The 19,626-nt window shown below is 73.5% G+C and carries 17 protein-coding genes; 8 read left to right on the top strand and 9 right to left on the bottom strand.

The genetic code is table 11. The features are described from left to right. The first annotated feature begins 4 nt into the window (after nucleotides 1-4). Nucleotides 5-298, top strand: a complete 294-nt coding sequence (locus B4N89_RS30005) for a hypothetical protein (RefSeq protein WP_078978889.1) — start codon at nucleotides 5-7, stop codon at nucleotides 296-298. Between the two features lie 25 nt (nucleotides 299-323). Here the strand turns inward: B4N89_RS30005 and tsaD are convergent, their stop codons facing one another. After that, nucleotides 324-1,400 carry a tRNA (adenosine(37)-N6)-threonylcarbamoyltransferase complex transferase subunit TsaD gene (gene tsaD / locus B4N89_RS30000; RefSeq protein ID WP_078978888.1) on the bottom strand — a complete coding sequence of 359 codons (1,077 nt, stop codon included), beginning with the start codon at nucleotides 1,398-1,400 and terminating at the stop codon, nucleotides 324-326. 135 nt (nucleotides 1,401-1,535) lie between these two features. Between tsaD and B4N89_RS29995 the strand changes: the two genes are divergently transcribed. The 7 genes from B4N89_RS29995 to B4N89_RS29965 all read left to right on the top strand — a co-directional run bounded on the left by B4N89_RS29995 (nucleotide 1,536) and on the right by B4N89_RS29965 (nucleotide 11,635). Further along, nucleotides 1,536-3,818 (top strand): ATP-binding cassette domain-containing protein, encoded by a 2,283-nt coding sequence (locus B4N89_RS29995; RefSeq protein WP_078978887.1) that lies wholly within the window; start codon nucleotides 1,536-1,538, stop codon nucleotides 3,816-3,818. Nucleotides 3,819-3,894: 76 nt separating this feature from the next. Next, complete coding sequence (locus B4N89_RS29990; RefSeq protein ID WP_078978886.1) at nucleotides 3,895-5,874, top strand: hypothetical protein; 1,980 nt, start codon at nucleotides 3,895-3,897, stop codon at nucleotides 5,872-5,874. 143 nt (nucleotides 5,875-6,017) lie between these two features. Further along, nucleotides 6,018-6,800: a TetR/AcrR family transcriptional regulator gene (locus tag B4N89_RS29985; protein ID WP_078978885.1), complete on the top strand. Its 783-nt coding sequence runs from the start codon at nucleotides 6,018-6,020 to the stop codon at nucleotides 6,798-6,800. Between the two features lie 95 nt (nucleotides 6,801-6,895). Beyond that, on the top strand, nucleotides 6,896-9,577 hold the full coding sequence (locus tag B4N89_RS29980; RefSeq protein WP_101897212.1) for a DEAD/DEAH box helicase: 2,682 nt from the start codon (nucleotides 6,896-6,898) through the stop codon (nucleotides 9,575-9,577). Continuing rightward, nucleotides 9,574-10,401 carry a hypothetical protein gene (locus tag B4N89_RS29975; protein ID WP_078978884.1) on the top strand — a complete coding sequence of 276 codons (828 nt, stop codon included), beginning with the start codon at nucleotides 9,574-9,576 and terminating at the stop codon, nucleotides 10,399-10,401. The genes B4N89_RS29980 and B4N89_RS29975 overlap by 4 nt, the downstream gene beginning before the upstream one ends. Nucleotides 10,402-10,469: 68 nt before the next feature. Then, nucleotides 10,470-11,174 carry an HAD family hydrolase gene (locus B4N89_RS29970; RefSeq protein WP_078978883.1) on the top strand — a complete coding sequence of 235 codons (705 nt, stop codon included), beginning with the start codon at nucleotides 10,470-10,472 and terminating at the stop codon, nucleotides 11,172-11,174. Further along, nucleotides 11,174-11,635: an NUDIX domain-containing protein gene (locus B4N89_RS29965; protein WP_078978882.1), complete on the top strand. Its 462-nt coding sequence runs from the start codon at nucleotides 11,174-11,176 to the stop codon at nucleotides 11,633-11,635. The genes B4N89_RS29970 and B4N89_RS29965 overlap by 1 nt, the downstream gene beginning before the upstream one ends. Before the next feature lie 10 nt (nucleotides 11,636-11,645). On the opposite strand, the gene B4N89_RS29960 is transcribed toward B4N89_RS29965, so the two are convergent. From B4N89_RS29960 to B4N89_RS29925, 8 genes are all read right to left on the bottom strand, one after another. Then, nucleotides 11,646-12,380, bottom strand: a complete 735-nt coding sequence (locus B4N89_RS29960) for a hypothetical protein (RefSeq protein ID WP_078978881.1) — start codon at nucleotides 12,378-12,380, stop codon at nucleotides 11,646-11,648. 218 nt (nucleotides 12,381-12,598) lie between these two features. Then, nucleotides 12,599-12,949 carry a cation:proton antiporter gene (locus B4N89_RS29955; protein ID WP_078978880.1) on the bottom strand — a complete coding sequence of 117 codons (351 nt, stop codon included), beginning with the start codon at nucleotides 12,947-12,949 and terminating at the stop codon, nucleotides 12,599-12,601. Next, nucleotides 12,936-13,214, bottom strand: a complete 279-nt coding sequence (locus B4N89_RS29950; protein WP_078978879.1) for a monovalent cation/H+ antiporter complex subunit F — start codon at nucleotides 13,212-13,214, stop codon at nucleotides 12,936-12,938. The genes B4N89_RS29955 and B4N89_RS29950 overlap by 14 nt, the downstream gene beginning before the upstream one ends. Further along, entirely contained in the window at nucleotides 13,211-13,795 is a 585-nt protein-coding gene (locus B4N89_RS29945; protein ID WP_078978878.1) for a Na+/H+ antiporter subunit E, read from the bottom strand. The genes B4N89_RS29950 and B4N89_RS29945 overlap by 4 nt, the downstream gene beginning before the upstream one ends. Next, complete coding sequence (locus B4N89_RS29940) at nucleotides 13,792-15,363, bottom strand: Na+/H+ antiporter subunit D (protein ID WP_078978877.1); 1,572 nt, start codon at nucleotides 15,361-15,363, stop codon at nucleotides 13,792-13,794. The genes B4N89_RS29945 and B4N89_RS29940 overlap by 4 nt, the downstream gene beginning before the upstream one ends. Beyond that, nucleotides 15,360-16,184: a Na(+)/H(+) antiporter subunit C gene (locus B4N89_RS51745; protein WP_078978876.1), complete on the bottom strand. Its 825-nt coding sequence runs from the start codon at nucleotides 16,182-16,184 to the stop codon at nucleotides 15,360-15,362. The genes B4N89_RS29940 and B4N89_RS51745 overlap by 4 nt, the downstream gene beginning before the upstream one ends. Further along, nucleotides 16,181-19,066: a Na+/H+ antiporter subunit A gene (locus B4N89_RS29930; protein ID WP_078978875.1), complete on the bottom strand. Its 2,886-nt coding sequence runs from the start codon at nucleotides 19,064-19,066 to the stop codon at nucleotides 16,181-16,183. Before B4N89_RS29930 ends, B4N89_RS51745 begins: the two co-directional genes overlap by 4 nt. Nucleotides 19,067-19,122: 56 nt before the next feature. Next, on the bottom strand, nucleotides 19,123-19,512 hold the full coding sequence (locus tag B4N89_RS29925) for an arsenate reductase family protein (RefSeq protein ID WP_078978874.1): 390 nt from the start codon (nucleotides 19,510-19,512) through the stop codon (nucleotides 19,123-19,125). Between the last annotated feature and the right edge of the window lie 114 nt (nucleotides 19,513-19,626).

Genomic DNA, 19,626 nt, shown 5'->3' with positions numbered 1-19,626 from the left:
ACTCATGGGCAACGAACGACGGTCCGACCTCGAACGACAGCCGGACGGCGAAGCACGACCCGATATCGAACAACGGCCCGACGCCGAGGGTGGCCACGACCACCCGGAGCCGCCGACCGGGGCGTCCACGGCGGCCGGCCCGGACGCCGATCAGGCCGCCCGGGCCGCGCGTTGGGGGCACCTGCCCGAGCGGGTGGCATCGGCCGACCTGGTCGAGGAGAAGCCGGCCGATCCGCCCAACGACCCCGACTTCGGTCGCGACCCGGACCGCGACTGGCTCCTGCGCTACACCCCCTGACGGGCCGGGCGCCGGGCGCCGGGGACTACCCGGCGGCCCGGCGCGCGGCCGGTGCCGTCGGGTGCAGCGACGCGTATTCCAGCGGCGCCGACGGGTCGATCGAGACGTCGAGGGGGGCCGGGGCGGCGCCGGCGCGGATCAGCAGGTCGCCGACGGCCGCGATCATCGCGCCGTTGTCGGTGCACAGACGCGGCGGCGGTACCCGCAGTTCGATACCCGCCGCGGCGCATCGTTCCGCCGCGAGCGAGCGCACCCGCGAGTTGGCCGCGACGCCGCCGACCACGACCAGGGTGCGTACGTCGTGGGCGCGGCAGGCCGCGACCGCCTTGCGGGTCAGCACGTCCGCCACCGCCTCCTGGAGCGCGGCGGCGCCGTCCGCGACCGGGAGTTCGGCGCCCTGCGCCCGCACGCGCTCGGCCCAGCGGGCGGCGGCGGACTTCAGGCCGGAGAAGGAGAACGCGTACGGGTCGTCGCGCGGGCCGGTGAGTCCGCGCGGGAAGGCCACCGAATCGGGGTCGCCGTCGCGCGCCGCCCGGTCGATGGCCGGGCCGCCCGGGTAGGGCAGGCCGAACACCCGGGCCACCTTGTCGAAGCACTCCCCCGCCGCGTCGTCGAGGGTGTCGCCGAGGTGCACGATCGGATCGCGGGCGAGGTCGCGCACCAGCAGCAGCGAGGTGTGTCCGCCGGAGACGATCAGCACCACGCTCGAATCGGGCAGCGGCCCGTGTTCGAGGGTGTCGGCGGCGACGTGTCCGGCCAGGTGGTGCACGCCGTACAGCGGCACGTCCAGGGCGAGCGCGAAGCCCTTGGCGGCGGCTACGCCGACCTGGAGCGCGGTGGCCAGGCCCGGCCCGGTGGTCACCGCGACCGCGCCGATGTCGCCGCGACGCAGGCCCGCCGACTCCAGCGCGGCCCGGACCGTCGGGGTCACCGCGTGCACGTGCGCGCGGGCCGCGATCTCCGGCACCACGCCGCCGAAGCGCACGTGTTCGGCCATGCTCGTGGACACGGCGTGGCCGAGCAGCCGGCCGTCGCGGACCAGGCCGACCCCGGTCTCGTCGCAGGACGATTCGATGCCGAGGACGATGGGTGATGCGCTCATGCGCCGAGCCTAGTTGCCACTCCGGGGTATATGCACATCACCTGCAACAGAGCGCCGGCGCTCCCCCGGCCCGACTCGGGATCGCCGGCGAATCCTTGACACCACCTGTCAGGGACCCCTCCCTACCGTGGCGGCATGAACCACGACGACATCGTGATCATCGGCGCCCGGGAACACAATCTCAGGAATGTCTCGCTCCGCATCCCCAAGAACCGGATCGTGGTGTTCACCGGGGTCTCCGGATCGGGCAAGTCGTCGATCGTGTTCGACACCATCGCCATCGAGTCGCAACGGCAACTCGCCGAGACGTTCCCGGCGTTCGTCCGCAACCGGCTGCCCAAGCACGAGCGGCCCCGGGCCGACTCGATCGAGCACCTGTCCACGGCGATCGTCGTCGACCAGCGCCCGATCGGCGGCAACTCGCGGTCGACGGTGGGCACGATGACCGACATCCATCCGCTGCTTCGGGTGTTGTTCTCCCGGCACGGCACTCCCTCGGCGGGGCCGGCCAACTCCTATTCGTTCAACGCGCCCGGCGGCATGTGTCCGACCTGCGAGGGCCTCGGCCGGACGGTACGGCTGGATCTGGACGCGCTGATCGACCCGTCCCGGTCGATCCGGGAGGGCGCGATCCGCCACCCGGGGTTCTCCGTCGGCGGCTGGCAGTGGCAGCTGTACGCGCATCACGGCCTGTATCCCACCGACGTGCCCGTGCGCGAGTTCACCGACGAGCAGTGGCGGTTGTTCCTGCACGGCACCGGCGCCAAGGTGGAGATCGTCAACAGCAACGGCCGGCACCACATCGACTACGAGGGCCTGGTCGACCGGTTCAATCGGCTCTATCTCAAGCGGGACACCTCGGCTCTGGCCGAGAAGAGTCGCGAGACGCTGTCCCGCTTCGTCACGGACGGGCCGTGCCCGGACTGCGCGGGGGCCAGGTTGAACGCGGCGGCGCGGGCGTCGCTGATCGAGGGGCGCTCGTTGCCGGACTACGCGGCGATGGAGATCGCCGACCTGGTGCCGGTGCTGACCGGGCTGACCGATCCGGTCGCCCGTGGGGTGGCCCGGCCGGCCGCCGTGGCGTTGGAGCGGATCGTCGCCATCGGGCTCGGTTACCTGCACCTGGACCGGCCCACCTCGACGGTGTCCGGCGGCGAGGGGCAGCGCCTGAAGATGGTGCGCCACCTCGGGTCGAGCCTGACCGGCATGACGTACATCTTCGACGAGCCGAGCGTGGGCCTGCATCCGCGCGACGTGGTCCGGCTCAACGATCTGCTCACCCGGTTGCGGGACAAGGGCAACACCGTGCTCGTGGTCGAGCACGACCCGGACGTGATCGCGATCGCGGACCACGTCGTCGACGTCGGCCCCGGTGCGGGCGTACACGGCGGGACCGTAGTGTTCGAGGGCTCGTTCGCCGACCTGCGTACGGCCGATTCGCCGACCGGGCGGGCGCTGCGCCGGCCGGCCGCGCTCAAGCCGATCGTGCGCACCGCGACCGGCGTGCTGCCCATCCGCGGCGCGAACCTGCACAACCTGCGCGACGTCGACGCGGACATCCCCACCGGAGTGCTCACCGTGGTCACCGGCGTCGCGGGCTCCGGCAAGAGCACGCTGATCTCGGACGTCCTGGTCGCCGCACACCCGGAGGCGGTGGTGGTCGACCAGTCGGGCGTGGGCACCACCTCGCGCTCGACGCCGATCACCTACGTGGGCGTCCTCGACCGGCTGCGCCGGTTGTTCGCCAAGGCCAACGACGTGGACCCGGGGTGGTTCACCTTCAACTCGACCGGCGCGTGCCCCGAGTGCGAGGGGCGCGGCGTGGTCCGCACCGACATGGCGTTCATGGACCCGGTGACCACCCGCTGCGAAGTGTGCGAGGGACGGCGGTTCCGCAACGAGGTGTTGGCGTACACCCTGCGCGGCAAGTCGATCGTGGACGTGCTGGCGCTGACCGCGGACGAGGCGGTGCACTGGTTCACCGAACCGGAGTTGCGCGCCCGGGTGACCGCGCTGGTCGAGGTGGGACTCGGCTATCTGACCCTGGGGCAACCGTTGTCCTCGTTGTCCGGGGGCGAGGCGCAGCGGCTCAAGCTGGCGAGCGAGTTGCACAAGACGGGCAGCGTGTACATCCTCGACGAGCCGACCACCGGCCTGCACATGGCCGACGTGGACACCCTGGTCGGGCTGCTCGACCGGCTCGTGGACGCGGGCAACACGGTCGTGGTGGTCGAGCACAACCTGGACGTGGTCCGGCGCGCCGACCATGTGCTCGACCTGGGCCCGGGCGGCGGCAAGCACGGCGGCACGGTCGTGTTCGAGGGCACCCCGGCCGAGTTGGTCAAGGCGGAGCACTCGGCGACGGGCGAGTTCCTGCGGGCCGCGTTGGCCTCGGCCGAGCGGGCGCGGGTGGGCTGACCCGACGCCGGCCCCGGCGCCCCTCGGGGCGCGGGCCGCCGGGGCCGGCGTCGGGGCGACACGATAGGCATGTCGGATGGCAAACACGACTGTCGACCCCCATGACCAGTGGTTCTCCTCCGCGCTCGGCGGCCTCGTCACCGGCTCGGGCATGTGGTACCACGGGATCCTGGCGGGCTTCACCCGGGTCGGCGGCTACCTCGGCGGCACCTGGACCCCGCCCGCCGAATCCGACGGGCCGGGTTGTGTCGGCGACGGGTCCTGGCCGGCGCTGATCGGCCGGATCGAGGCGGTCGCGCTGCGCGCCGCGGCACCGTCGACCCGGCCCGAGCGGCGCGAGGCGCTGCTCGCGCTGCTCGAACTGTGGGCGGACACGGTGTTCGCCGACCCGACCGCGCGGATCCGCGTCGGCGACGCGCGCGCCGAGGCGACGGCGGTGCGCGACGCCCGAGGGGCCACCATCGCGACCTCGTGGCCCCGGGACGGCCGCTGCGGCGTGCTCCAGGTCTGGACCGGCGACGCCGCGCCGCCCGAGTTCGGCGGTCCGGTCGAGTGGGTCGACGCGCCGCGCGGCTGGGGCGACGCGGGGCAGTTGCGCCGATTGGTCGAGACGGTGCGCGCCCGCGGGCCGATGCCGTGGCGCGCCGACGCGGGCGGCCGACTGGCCGAGGCGACCGGGGTCTCCCGCGCGGCGTCGGCACTGCTGCTGATCGGCAACGCCGGGGGGATCAACACCCTGCCGCGGATGGAACCGGACGAGCGCCGGGAGTTGGGCCTCGGCGCGGCCGAACTCGAGGCCGGTTTCGACGAGTTGCGCCGCCTCACCGAGATCGATCGGCTGGAGGTGTTCGCGGGTGTGCTGCCGGACGATCCGGCCGATCTGTGGGAGCCGACCGGACCGGACGCACTCGCGGAGCGGATCGGCGCCGCGTGGGTGGCCAGGTTCGGGCGCACGATCCCGGTTCCGGAGGAGACGCTGGCGGTGCTGGCCGAACTCGACCACGTCACCCTGCACACCCCGGCCGCGCAGATCTGCGGCGCGTTCCTGGCCCCGGACACCCACCCGCTGAGCAGCGTGGACCACGATCCCTGGCTGGCCGAGGGCCTCGGCGGGGTGTACTGCACCAGCGAGGAGCAGGGGGTGCGCTGGTTCGAGGAGTTCTTGAAGTCGCTGTCCGGCGCGCTGCCCGTGATCTACGCCGAGTTGCCCGCCGGGGACCCGGTCCGGGCCGGACTGCCCGCCCTGCTCGAAGAGTTGCGCGCCCGGTTCGATCATCCGGGCCTGCTTCTCGGAGCCGGCTACACGGCGCGGATGCGCGACTCCGTCGACCGGCTGCGCGAGTTGTTCGGCGATCGCCCCTACGTCGGCCCGATCCCGCTCACCACGGCGACCTTCGACGACGGCCTGACCATCGCCTCGATCGCCGAGCCCACCGAGCGCCACCCGGACCCGAGCACCCGCCTGTACTTCCGACCCGCGTACTACACCGACGACGAACGCTCGACGCTGCTGCGCGAGGTGGCCTCCGGCGGCGCGTACACCCGCGACGTGGTCGACCTGATCCGGGGCGACTGGAGCAGGCGGGCGGCGGATCGCATCGCCGACGGCGCGCTACCGGTGGGCGGGTACGAGTGCGATCCGGCCGTCGCCGCGCCCGAGACGGTGGCCCGGGTCGCCAAGGCGCTGTCCGTGGACACCGACGCGGCGGCCCTGTACCTGCAAATCCTCGTCCTCGAACGCCCGAGCGATCGCCGGGTGCGCCGCTGGAACGGCTGGAACGCCGCACGCCACAAGCGGGCGGTCGCCGCGCTGGAAACGGCCGGTGTGGTGGTCGCGGACAAGCGCGCACGAGCGGGGCGCGGCATCTTCCTGCCGGGCGACTGGGCCAGGGCGACGCACAAGTGGCTGTGGCCGATGGAGATGTGGAAGGCGAGGCTGCTCGGCGTGCAAGTGATCGGTGACCGGGTCTGGGGGCGGCACACCTGGCGATTGACACTGCCGGAACTGTTCGCCCACGCCTGGGAGGTCGTCGAGCGGGGTGACGGCCCGGCCTGACCGGGACGGGGCGAGCGCCGACCGCCGACCGCCGACCGCCGACCGCCGACCGCCGACCGAAAAAAATAACTCGGTACGCTGTACGGAACCACTCCGCATAGCGTACGGTACGCCATACGGAGTTTCCGGCGAAGGGCGTACGAGTGGCACGCGAACGGGGTGGGCGCGCGGATCCCGCGCGTACGCTCGCGCTGTTGTGGCGCACGGGCGACGGGCCCACCCGGGGGCCGAAGCAGGGGCTGACCGTGGATCGTGTCGTCCGCGCCGCGATCGAGCTCGCCGACGCCGACGGGCTCGACGCGTTGTCGATGCGCGCGGTCGCCGAACGCCTCGGCGTCGGCACCATGTCGCTCTACACCTACGTGCCGGGCAAGGCCGAGCTGCTGCACGTCATGTTCGACACCGTGCTGGGCGAGTCCGCCCTGCCCGACGCGACCGGGATCGGCTGGCGCGCGGCGCTCGAACAGCGCGCCCGCGCCGACCGGGAGTTGGCCCACCGACATCCGTGGGTGGTGCGCCTGTGGGGACCCGGGCTGCTGCTGATGGGCCCGCGACTCACCGCCCGGGGCGAGGCGGGACTGCGCACGGTCGCCGACCTCGGGTTGTCCGACGCCGAGATGGCGCACGTCGTCGGCCTCGTCGACGCCTACGTGCGAGGTGTCGCCCAGGTGACCGTCGACGTCGGTCGGGACGCGCTCGCCGGCGGCGCCGGCTACGACGACTGGTGGGCGGAGAGCACCCCCTATCTGGAACAACTGATCCGGCCCACCCGCTTCCCCACCCTCACCCGGGTGTGGGAGGCCGGCGTCTACGACCAGGCCCCCGACGCGGGCTTCGAGTTGGGCCTGCGCTTGGTCCTGGACGGCATCGAGAACCTGATCCGCTCGCGGCGACCCGCCGCCGCACCCCCGGCACCCCAGGAGTAACGGACATCGCCACCCGCACCCCGCACCCCCCGCTCGACCCGACCCGCCACGCGGCCACCTTCGCGCCCGCCGATCCACCCCGCGCCGGCACCGTCGTGTTCTGGCCGCACGAGGACGGCCCGGACACGATCACCGTGCTCGACGCCGACGGCGCGGCCCACACCCACCCCGCCGTACGGCTGCCCGTCACCGACGCGATCCGGGTGCTCTCCCGGGCCCGACGCGTCCCCGACGCGCATCCGGCCGCCGCGTTCTGGGGCGCGGCCACCGTGCTCGCCCTGCAACTGGTGGCGCGCGGACGCATGTTGCCCGGACTCTCCGCCGCCGACCACGACGCGTGGCGAGCCGGTCCGCTGGATGCCGCCGACGTCGAGCGGGTGCGGGCGCTGGCCGACGCGATGCCCGGCGCGGCGCGGGCGATCCCGACCGACGGCGGCACCCTGCTCCCGGCGGCGACGCCGCTGGTCCGGGCCTTCCTGGACGCGGTCGCCGACACCATGCCGCGCACCGCCGCCGGGCCGCACGCGGGGGACGGCGCGTTCGCCGCTCCCGCCGTGCGGAAGTTGCCCGCGCTGCGCCCCTGGTCGGACCGGGTGGCGGCCGGACACGACCGGGGCGTCCGGATCTCGCTGCGGCTGGAGAGCAACGACGTGGAGCGCGCGCCGTTCGTGGCGGTCGTCCAGGCGCACTCGCTCGCCGATCCGACCACCGTGGTCGACGCCGACACGCTGTGGACCGGCACCGACGCGCGCTTCGGCGAGGGGGCCCGGCCCGACGTACTGATCGCGCTGCGTCGGGCGGCCCGGATCTGGCCCGCCCTGGAGCCGCTGCTGACCGCGAGCGTCCCGGACCGCGTAGTGGTCGCCGACGACGACCTGGGCACCCTGCTCGGCGCCCCGACCGCCCGACTCGCCGCCGCCGGCGTCGAGGTGCACTGGCCCCGCGACCTCGTCCGCGACCTCACCGCCCGGGCCGTGATCGGCGCCCACGACCACGCGCCCCGGGACCTGCGCGCCTTCCTCGGCGGCGACACCCCGCTCGGCTTCGACTGGCAACTCGCGCTCGGCGACGCCACGTTGACCGCCGCCGAACTGGACGCACTGGCCGAGTCGCACCGCCCGGTGGTGCGCCTGCGCGACCGCTGGGTACTGGTCGATCCCGCCCTGATGGCCAAGGCCCGCAATCGTTCGATCAAGCCGCTCACCCCGATCGAGGCCCTGACCGGCGCACTGACCGGCGGCATCGAGGTGGGCGGCAAGCGCATCGAGGTGGGCACCTCGGCGTGGCTGGACGAGCTGCGCGCGCGGATCGCCGACCCGGACGGCGGCGGCGAGCCGATCGGCGCGCCCGCCGCGCTCGCCGCGACGCTGCGCGACTACCAGCTGCGCGGACTGCGCTGGCTGGACCGGATGACCTCGCTGGGCCTGGGCGGTTGCCTCGCCGACGACATGGGCCTGGGCAAGACGATCACCCTGATCGCGCTGCACCTGCACCGCGCGGCCGATCCCGAGGACCCGGCCGGCGCCGCGCCGACCCTGGTGGTGTGCCCCGCGTCGCTGCTCGGCAACTGGGAGCGGGAGATCACCCGTTTCGCGCCGGGCACACCGGTGCGCCGCTTCCACGGCGGCGCCCGCAGCCTCGACGACCTCACCACCGGGTTCGTCCTCACCACCTACGGCACGATGCGCCTGGACGCGGCCCGCCTGGCCGCGGTGCCGTGGGGCCTGGTGGTCGCCGACGAGGCGCAACACGTCAAGAACCACACCTCCGCCACCGCCAAGGCACTGCGCCGCATCCCGGCGCGGGCCAGGATCGCGCTCACCGGCACGCCCGTGGAGAACCGGCTGACCGAGCTGTGGGCGATCCTGGACTGGACCACCCCGGGCCTGCTCGGCACCGCGAGCACCTTCCGCCGGCGCTGGACCAAGCCGGTGGAGGCGGACCGCGACGGGCCCACCGCCGAGCGACTGGCCAGGCTGGTCGCGCCGTTCCTGCTCCGCCGCCGCAAGTCCGACCCGGGCATCGCACCCGAACTGCCCGCCAAGACCGAGACCGACCAGCCGGTCGCGCTCACCCGCGAGCAGGTCGGACTGTACGAGGCGGCCGTGCGCGAGGCGATGGCCGAACTCGACGCGGCCGGCTCCGACATGGCCCGGCGCGGGCGCATCGTCAAGCTGCTCACGGGCCTGAAGCAGATCTGCAACCACCCGGCGCAATATCTCAAGGAGCCCGAGCCCCGCCTCGCGGGCCGCTCCGGCAAACTCGAACTGCTCGACGAGTTGCTGGACACCATCCTGGCCGAGGACGGCTCGGTGCTGGTGTTCACCCAGTACGTGGCCATGGCTCGACTGCTGCGCACCCACCTGACCGCCCGCGGCATCGGCAACCAACTCCTGCACGGCGGGACCTCGGTGGCCCGCCGCGACGCGCTGGTCACCCGTTTCCAGGAGGGTCGGGTCCCGGTCTTCCTGCTCTCCCTCAAGGCCGCGGGCACCGGGCTCAACCTCACCCGCGCCGACCACGTCGTGCACTACGACCGCTGGTGGAACCCGGCGGTGGAGGAGCAGGCCACCGACCGGGCGTACCGGATCGGGCAGACCCGACCCGTGCAGGTGCACCGGTTCATCGCCGAGGGCACCATCGAGGACCGGATCGCCGAGATGTTGCGGGACAAGCGCGCGCTCGCCGACTCCGTGCTCGCCCACGGCGAGACCGCGCTGACCGAACTCTCCGACACCGAACTCGCCGACCTGGTCCAGCTGAGGAGCGCCCGATGACCGCCGCCGCGTCGGCCCGCGCCTTCCCCGCCTTCGCCCCGCGCGCCGCCCACGGCGTCGCGGGCCGGACCTGGTGGGGCCGCGCCTGGACGGAAGCCCTCGAACACGCCGCGCTGGACGGCCGGCTGCTGCGCAAGGGCCGCGCGTGCGCCGTTTCCGGCCGGGTCGGGCCGATCACGATCGCACCGGGCCGGATCACCGCGCGCGTGTGCGACGCCGACGGCACGTCGTACCGCACCGATGTCCGGATCGAACCGCTGGACGACGCGCGCTGGGAGCGCCTGCTCGACCAGGTGGCCGCCGAGGCCGGGCACCTGGCCGCGCTCCTGGAGCGGGAGTTGTCGCGCGAGTTGGTGGCCGCCGCCGCGGACGCGGACGTGTCCCTGCTGCCGGGCATGGACGAGCTGGATCACGAATGCGACTGCCCCGATTGGGAGTTGCCGTGTCTGCACGGCGCCGCACTGGGCTATCAGACGGCCTGGCTGCTGGACGCGGACCCGTTCGTGTTGTTGCTGATGCGCGGCCGGGACGAGCCGGCCGTGCTGGAGCGGTTGCGTGCGCGGCGGCCGCGTCCGGCCGCGAAACCGGGCGACGCGGCCGGGATCGAGGCGCGCGCGGCGTACCGTGCGCTCGTCGCCCTCCCGGCCGACCCGCCGCCGGTGCGCGAACCCGCCGCGCCGCTGCGCGTCGCCCCCGCCCCGGGCATCCCGGCCGGCGAGCTGGAACGGCTGGCCGCGGCGGCGGCACAGCGGGCCCGGGAACTGCTCGCGGAGCCGAACGAGAGCACTGTCCGAAATCCGCCGGCCGAGGAGATAACCCGATGATCGTGCGCGGGGTCCGGCTCTAGGATGATCGGCGCCGTATCGCCGACCGGACAGAGACGAATCGAACCATGCACACCACAGCGGACTCCCCTCGTCAGGTCCTGATCTTCGATGCGGACGACACCCTGTGGGAGAACAACATCCTGTTCGAGCGGGTCATCGAGAACTACCTCGACTGGGTCGCCCATCCCACCCTGGACCGGACCCAGATCCGGGCGATCCTCGACGACGTGGAGGCCGCGAACGCGATCACCCACGGCTACGGCAGCAAGATGTTCCTGCGGAGCCTGGGCGAGACGCTGGAACGGCTGTACGCGCGCTCCGCCACCGAGGAGGAGCTGCGACACATCGACACGTTGGCGGTCGCACTCCTGGAGGACCGGATGGAACTGGTGCCCGGCGTGGTGGAGACGCTCACCGCGCTCGGCGCCCGGCACGATCTGATGCTGCTGACCAAGGGCGACACCGAGGAGCAGCAGCGCAAGATCGACGCCTCCGCGCTGGCCCACCACTTCCGCAGCACGCACATCGTGCCGGAGAAGGGCGTCGACACGTACGTCGACCTGGTGCGCGCCCACGGGCTGATGCCGGAAACCACGTGGATGATCGGCAACTCCCCCAAGTCGGACATCCTGCCCGCGCGCGGCGCGGGCCTGGGCGCGGTGTTCATCCCGAACGCGCACACCTGGGTCCTGGAGCAGAGCGATCTGGACCCGCACGACGAACGGGTGCTCACCCTGGCGGCGTTCCCCGACCTGCTCCGGTACTTCTGATGGCCGCCGACCGGAGCCGGGACCGGCCCGCCGGGCCCTCGGTGTCCTGCGTCTTCGTCTGCCACGACGGCGTCGGGCGGGTGCTGTTGGCCCGCCGGGCGGCCGCCGCCCGGGACGAGCCGGGCACGTGGGACACCGGCGCCGGCGCGCTGGAGTGGGGCGAGACGTTCGAGGAGGCGGTCACCCGCGAGGTGCGCGAGGAGTACGGCACCGAGCCGCTGTCCATCGAGCCGCTGGGCGCCCGCAACGTCCTGCGCGGCGACCCGATCGCGTCGCACTGGGTCGCGGTCGTCTTCGCGGTCCGCGTCGACCCGCAGCGGGCGATCATCGGCGAACCCCACAAGTTCGACGCCCTGGCCTGGTTCTCCCCCGACGCCCCGCCCACCCCCCTGCACTCCCAGTGCCCGGCCACCCTCGCCCTCTTCCGCACCCACTCCGCCTCGGCCGGATCGGCGCGGTAACCGCCCTCGGTCAGGCCACCGGGAAGCGTGCGGCGGCGGACACCGCCTCGTGATCGGGCGCCTCGTCGAGGAGACACCGGTCGGCGGCGACGAGGCCGTCGGCGGGGTGTGTGTCGAAGCGCTCCAGGGCCCGGCCGACCCGGGCGGCGAGGATGCCGGCCGCTGTCGCCTGCGACAGCAGCGGGGCCACGCCGGGCACCGCCGGCAGCACGAACGAGGCGGGGATCGCGACGGTACGGGCCGCGCCGAGCACGCGGCAGCGCTCCAGGGCCCGGCCCAGGTCCGGGTCGCCGCCGATCAGCGCGACCTCGACGATCCGGTGGGTGCCGTACTGCCACACCAGCCGGGCCAGCCGGTACAGTTCCGCGTCCTCGTCCGGTTCCCCCGCCGGCGCGGTGACCAGGATCGCCGCCCGCGCGGGCACCCGCGCCGCCGCCGCGCGCAACCACCCGATCAACTGCCCGGCGGCGCCGAACGGCCGGCCGAGCACCACCCGCGAGCGCTCCGCCGCCGGCAGCGCACGCAGCGTCCGCGCGGTCTGCCCGACCAGCCCGGCGTCCCGGCCCAGCGTCATCGGCACCACACACACCCGCTCCGCCCCGCCGCCCAGCAGGGCCGACACCGCCCGGTGCGTCTGCCGGCCGACGGCCACCGAGGTCACCTCGGGGCCGAGCAGTCCCGGCAACGCCGCGCCGTGCGCGCTCTCGTGCCCGCCGACCGCCACCACCGCCACCCGCTCCGCCACGACTCAACCGCCGTTCGGGGCAGGATCGGACCCGGACCGGCCGGCTGCCTCGCGGGGTTCGGGATTCATCGTGGATTCCTTTCTCGGATGGCGGCGCCCGGCACGGTTGTCTCGTCCCGGGTATCCACCGAACCGACGCACCAACCCCGGCCATCGGAGTGAAACGCGAGCATCCGTCGATCATCCGACCGCACGACACCGCCGGGGCACCGTCCGGATCAACCCGCCGGGTCGGGGTGGTCCGCCAGTTCGTCGACGACGAGGTCGCCCGTCGGCAGGTGCGGCAGGCGGTATACCGCGTGGCCCACCAGGTGGGTGGCCACCGGGACCGTGGTCAGTTGGAAGAACGCCACCATCACCAGCATCCCGACGTCGATCCCGCTGCGCAGCCGCAGGCCGAGTCCGAGGGTGACCAGGAGCAGCCCGAGCACCTGCGGCTTGGCCACGGTGTGCATCCGCGACAGGGTGTCCGGGAAGCGCAACAGGCCCACTCCCGCGACGAAGGCGAGCGCGCAGCCCGCGAGCAGGCAGCCCACCGCCGCGCCGTCGGCGAACTCACCCACGCGCACGTCGGTTCCTCTCCCGGGCGGAGAAGCGCACGATCGACACCGAGCCCAGGAAGCCGACCAGGGCGAGCGCGAGCAGCACCGGGACGGTGGTGGTGTGCCGGTTCAGCGTTGCCTCGGCCGCGATCGCGGCCAACATCACCGCGAGCAGCATGTCCACCGCCACCGCCCGGTCCAGCGTGGACGGCCCGCGCACCAATCGGATCAGCGCCATCAGCGCGGCCGAGCCGAGCAGCACGAGCACGGCGCCGCCGACGAGTGGATTCATGGGTGCTCCTCGGGAGTTCGAGCGGACAGGGACGGATCCTCCAGGCCGGCGCGGTCCGCGCGGGTCCCGAACGCGCCGACCACCCGGGCCGCCAACCGCACCACCGCGCGGCGGGCCGCCGCCACCGCCGCCGGTGTGTCGGCGCCGAGCGCGTGGATGAACAGCGTGGTCTGCCGGCCCCGACCGATCTCGATCACGATGCTGCCCGGCAGCACGTTCAGGGCCAGCACGGTGAGGGTGAGCAACAGGTCGGAGCGCGGCGCCAGTTCCACCGCGAGCACCGAATTGCGCGGCAACCTCCCCGGCCACAGCGCCTGCCACGCGACCCGCAGCGAGGACACCACGAGGTCGAGCACGAAGCGCAGCACGAAGCGCACCAACCCCCAGGGCCGGAAGGCGAGTCGATCCCGCGCCGGCGACAGCGGCAGCAGAACGAGCATGAGCACCGCGGACACCACCCCGGTGAGCACGTTGGCCACCGTCAGGGTGCCCCACAGCGCCACCCACACGGCGGTCAGCCACAGCACGAGCAGCGGTGGGATACGCCGCCGGCGCACGGCGTCGACCCGGCCGGCGTTCATCGGCCTCCGCCGCGGTGCACGCCGCCCGGCAGCGGGACGGCGTCGACATAGGCGGTGCGGCCGACCAGTTCGGCCCCCGTACGATCGGCCAGCGCGACCAGCGGGCCGGCCCACACGGTGAAGGCCACCCCCACCGCGACCAGCGCAAACGTCGCCAGCGTCATCGCGCGCGGCAGCACACTCGTGGTCGCCGCGACGTCGCGCCCGCTCAGGCTCGCGCCCGAGGAGTAGGCGGTCGCCCCCGAGTGGTCGCTCGTTCCGCCGAACACCTGCCCCCACACCCGGGCCATCGCGTACAGCGTGAGCAGGCTGGTCGCCACCGCCGCGCCGATCAGCACGTACGAAGTGACCGTGCCGAACTCCGCGCCCGCGCGCAACAGCAGCCACTTGCCCAGGAATCCGGACAGCGGCGGAATCCCGCCGAGGTTCATCGCGGGCACGAAGAACAACACCGCGAGCACCGGTGACATCCGGGCCAGACCGCCGAGCCGGCCCAGGTCGGTGCTTCCGCCGCGCCGCTCGATCAGCCCGGCGACCAGGAACAGCGAGGTCTGCACGGTGATGTGGTGAACCGCGTAGAACACCGCCCCGGCCAGGCCCGCGGCACTGGCGAGGGCGATCCCGAACACCATGTAGCCGATGTGGCTGATCAGCGTGAACGACAACAACCGGTTCAGGTCGCTCTGCACGATCGCGCCCAGGATGCCCACGATCATCGTCGCCGCGGCGACCACGAGCAGCAGTTCGCGCATCCGCCCGTCCGGGAACAGCAGCGTCTGCACCCGGATGATCGCGTACACCCCGACCTTGGTCAGCAGTCCGGCGAACACCGCGGTGACCGGCGCGGGAGCGGTCGGGTACGCGTCGGGCAACCACGCGGACAGCGGGAACACCGCCGCCTTGACCCCGAATCCGATCAGCAGTATCGATTCCAGGACCAGCCGCACCCCGGGGTCCACCTCGGGCAGCCGGATCGCCAGCTGGGCCAGATTGACCGTGCCCGTGGCCGCGTACACCATCGCGATCGCGGCCAGGAACACCAGCGAGGACAGCAGGCCCACCACCACATAGCCGGCGCCCGCGCGCACCCGCGCGGCGGTGCCGCCGACGGTCAACAACACGTAGCTGGCCGCGAGCAGCACCTCGAAGCCCACGTACAGGTTGAACAGGTCGCCCGCCAGGAACGCGTCGGCCACGCCGGCGACCAGGATCAGGTAGGTGGGGTGGAACACCGACAGGGGCGTGGCCTCGTCCGCGTCCGCGCGTCCCTGGCCGATGGAGTAGATCAGCACGCCCAGGGTGACCGCGCAGGAGACTCCCAGCATCAGCGCGGAGAGCCGGTCCGCCACCAGCACGATGCCGGTCGGCGCGGGCCAGCCGGCCATCCGCGCCACCACCGGACCGTTCCGGTCGGCCGACACGAGCAGCGCGACGGCCACGCCGAGTACGGCGGTCAACACGCCGACGCTGATCACCCGCTGGCCCCGCGGCAGCCGGCCGCCGATGGCCAGCTTGAGGCCCGCGCCGAACAGCGGCAGCAGCACGGGCAGCGGGACCAGGGAATTCATCGGAGCGGCTCGTTCCCGACCTGGTCGCCGCCCCCGCCCGCCCGGAACGCCGTCGCACCGTGGCCGGACCCGATCGCGGTGGCCCCGCGCGGAAACTCGGTGTCCGGCACCGCGTCCACCACGCCGTCCGCCCGCGCCACGGCCGCCCGCTCGGCCCGCGCCTGCCGGTTCAACTCGCGCCGCGCGGCCCGGAAGCGGCTGCGCAACTCGCGCTGCTGGACCCGGTGTTCGGACTCGATCCCCCGCAGCCGCAGGCGCAGCTCGGCGCGCCGCTCGCGGGCGATCCGCTGCTCCTCGGGCCGCCCGCCGTGCCCGCGCTCGTCCACGCCGAGCCGCCGGCACTCGGCCGCGTAGCCGGCCCGCGCCTCGACCGCGAGCCTGCGCACCACCGCCCGCCGCGCCGCCGTCTGCTCGCGCAACTCGCGCCGCAGTCGCCGGTGTTCGGCCCGCAGGTCGCCGCGTTCGGCGCGGCGCACCACGCGCAGGTCCTCGGCGTCGTCCTGGATCTCGTCGGTCCCGGTCAACTCCCAGTGCCGATGCGCCATCGACAACACGAACGCGGTCACCGCGAGGGTGATCACGATCGCGGTCAGCACCATCGCCTGCGGCAGCGGGTCGTTCATCCGGCCCGGGGGCGTCACGCCGATCACCGGCGCGCCGCCCGCGCGGCCGCCGCCGCAGAGCACGATCAGGTTGGCTCCGTTGCCGATCAGCACCACGCCGAGGAGTACGCGGGTGAGGCTGCGTTCGAGGATCAGGTACACCCCGACGCCGACCAGGACCGCCGCGGTGAGCACCAGGATCAGGGTGGGGCTTTTCATACGATCACCGTCCGTTCGGCGTCGGGGTCGCGGGTCTGTTCGATGCGCCGGTCCAACTCCGCGCCCAATGCGCTCAGTACGTCCTGCACGAGGCCGACCACGAGGAGGTAGACGCCGATGTCGAAGAACACGGAGGTCGCGATGTGCACGCCGCCGAACACCGGCAGATCGGCGTCGAGCACGGTGCTGCGCAGCGGCGCGCCGCCGACGATCAGGCCGATCAGGGCGGCGCCGGCGGAGACCACCAGGCCGGTGCCCAGGAGCCGCCCGGCGGGCAGCGGCGCGGCTTCGGCCAGCTCGTACCGGCCGCCCGCGAGGTAGCGCACCAGGAGCGCGAGTCCGGCGGTGATCCCGCCCGCGAAGCCGCCGCCCGGCGTGGAGTGGCCGCTGAACAGGAAGTAGAGGGAGAGCACGAGTACGGTCGGGAAGGCCACCCGGGCGACCACCTCGAACAGGACCGTGCGCCGCCCGGGGGCGAGCGTGCGGGCGGCGACGAGTCGGCCTGCCGGTTCGGGCTCCGGCTCGGGTTCGTGCCCCGGATGCGTGTCGTCGCCGCCTCCGGGCAGCGGCGGCGCGTCGGGGGCGCGGTCGGCGAGTCGGGGCAACTCCCGGGTCCGGCGCACGAAGATCAGACTGGTCACCCCGATCGCGGCGACCGCGAGCACCGCGATCTCGCCCATCGTGTCCCAGGCCCGGATGTCCACGAGCAGCACGCTGACGATCTCCTTGCCCCCGGCCTCCTCGGCCGCGGCGGCGAACACGTCGGACACCGGGGGCCGGGTCCGCGCGGCGAACGCCGACACCGCGACGCTCGCGAGCACGCCGCCGGTCAGCACCGCGATCACGATGTGCACGGCGCGGCGCACGGGCCGGGTGGTGTCGTGGAAGCGGCTGGGCAGTCGGCGCAGCACCAGCAGGAACACCACCAGGCTGACCGTCTCCACCAGGGCCTGGGTGAGCGCGAGGTCGGGGGCGCCCTGGAGGACGAACAACGTCGCGCAGCCGTAGCCGGTGACGCCGACGAGCAGCACGGCGGGCAGCCTGCCCCGGGTGCCGGCGGCGATCAGCGCGGCGGACACGACCAGGAGGGCGACCACGACCTGCGCGGCCGAGTCCCACCAGCGTGGCGTGTCCGGGAGGGGCAGCGGGAGTCGGCCGAGCGCGGCGCCGGCGGTGAGGGCGATCAGGCTGAGCAGGATCACCCCGACGTAGACCGGCATCGAGCCGCGCTGCGTGGTGCCGGTCAGTTGCAACGCGCCCCGGTCGACGCCGCGCACGAGCAGGTCGTACAGCCGCGAGGGCTCGACTCGCGCGGTGAGCAGTTGTACCCGCGTCACCGGCTCGCGGGCCAGGAACAGCGCGATGCCCAGGCAGACCGCGGCGATGGACAGGTACAGCGCGATGCCGGGGCCGTGCCACACGGCCAGGTGGTAGTCGGTGCCGCCGGCCGGGAACAGGTCGGCGTACGAGGAGATCCAGTGGTCGAGCGAGCGCGCCGCGAAGCCGAGCCCGAGGCAGCTCGCGCCGAGCACCAGGGCCGGGGCGAGGAGCAGTCCGCCCAGGGGCGCGCACGCGGTGGTGGGCACGCCGTGCTTGCGGGCGAACGCGCCCCACACGAAGCGCAGGCTGTAGCCGGCGGTCAGCGCCGATCCGGCGACCAGGGCACCGAGCACGACGGTGTCCGCCCGGCCCCGGTGCAGGAACGCCTCGTACACCGCCTCCTTGGCGACGAACCCGGCCATCGGCGGCAGTCCGGCCATGGACAGCGCCGCGACCACCGCGACCAGGCAGGTGATCGGCATGGCGCGGGCCAGGCCGGAGAGTCGGCGCAGGTCGCGGGTGCCGGCGCCGTGGTCGATGATGCCGACCACGAGGAAAAGGGTGGCCTTGAACAGGGCGTGTGCGACCAGTATCGCGATGCCGGCGAGCGCCGCGTCCCGGTTGCCGGCACCGGTGACCACGGTGAGCAGGCCGAGTTGGCTGACCGTGCCGTAGGCGAGGACGCGTTTCAGGTCGTTCTCGCGCAGCGCGCGCCACCCGGCCAGGAGCAGCGTGGCGCAGCCGGTGATCAGGACGATCGGCCGCCAGGGCGCGAGTTCGGCGAATCCCGGGGCGAGCCGGGCGATCAGGTACACGCCGGCCTTGACCATCGCGGCCGCGTGCAGGTAGGCGCTGACCGGGGTGGGCGCCGCCATGGCGGCGGGCAGCCAGGATCCGAACGGCACGATCGCCGACTTGGCCAGCGCGCCGACCAGGACCAGCACGATCGAGGTGGTCACGAGCGGGCCGCCGGGCGGATCGGCCAGGATCTCGGAGAGCCGGTAGGTGCCGGCCCGCTCGCCGAGCAGGATCAGCCCGACCAGCATCGCCAGGCCGCCGAAGGTGGTGATGGTCAGCGCCTGCATCGCGGCCCGGCGCGAACCCCGGTGCTCGCTGCGGTGGCCGATCAGGAGGTAGGAGAAGACCGTGGTCAACTCCCAGAACACGTACAGCAGGATCAGGTCGTCGGTGGTGACCAGCCCGATCATCGCGCCGGCGAAGGCGACCAGGACCCCGGCGAACACGCCGAGCCCCGGCTCGTCGTCGTCGAAGTAGCGCGCGCAATAGACGAGTACGAGTACGCCCACACCCGCCGCGAGGAAGACCATCAGCAGCGCCAGGGCATCGCACCGGAAGGCCAGCGAAACCCCGTGCCGGGGAATCCACGCCCGCGACTCGACCAAGGCGCGGCCGTCGAACACCGAGCCGGCCCGGGCGAGCGCCCAGCCGGTGGTCGCGACCGGCAGCGCGGCGAGCACCACGAAGGCGTTGCGCCCGAGGAGGCGGACCAGCCACGGAGCGATCGCCGCGACCACGAAGTACGAGGCCACCGAGAGGATCATGACGCTACGTTATGGCGTGATCATCCCAAATCACCCCACTTCCAACGCATGTCCCCCTATTTTCCACTCACCCCGCCGAACGTCGCCCCTCCCCCGAGAACGGACCGCACCGCGTCGGGGCTGCGTCCCACCACCGCGTGACCGTCGTCGGCGGTGATGATCGGCCGCTGGATCAAGACCGGATGCGCCGCCAACGCCGCGACCCAACGCGCCCGATCCCCGGCCTCGCGCCCCCACTCGGCGATGCCGAGCTCCCCGGCGACCGCCTCCCCGAGGCGGGTGATGTCCCACGGCTCCAGCCCCAACCGCCCGAGTACCGCCTCGATCTCCGCCGCGGACGGCGGCTCCTCCAGATACCGCCGCACGGTGTAGGAGGCACCTTCCGCGTCCAACACGTCCACGGCGGCCCGACACTTCGAACACGCCGGATTGAGCCAGATCTCCACGCCGCCACCTCCCGACCCGACCGACAAGACCCGCCATTGAACCCCACCCCCGTCCACGGGGGCGAGCCGGTGGAGCGGGGTGCGATCCGAGCGTCCGGGGCGATCGGGACCGCA

This window comes from Embleya scabrispora, from assembly GCF_002024165.1.
Classification (GTDB): Bacteria; Actinomycetota; Actinomycetes; order Streptomycetales; family Streptomycetaceae; genus Embleya; species Embleya scabrispora_A.
The sequence above is the reverse complement of the archived record's forward strand: the minus strand, read 5'-3'. Positions and strand labels throughout refer to the sequence as shown.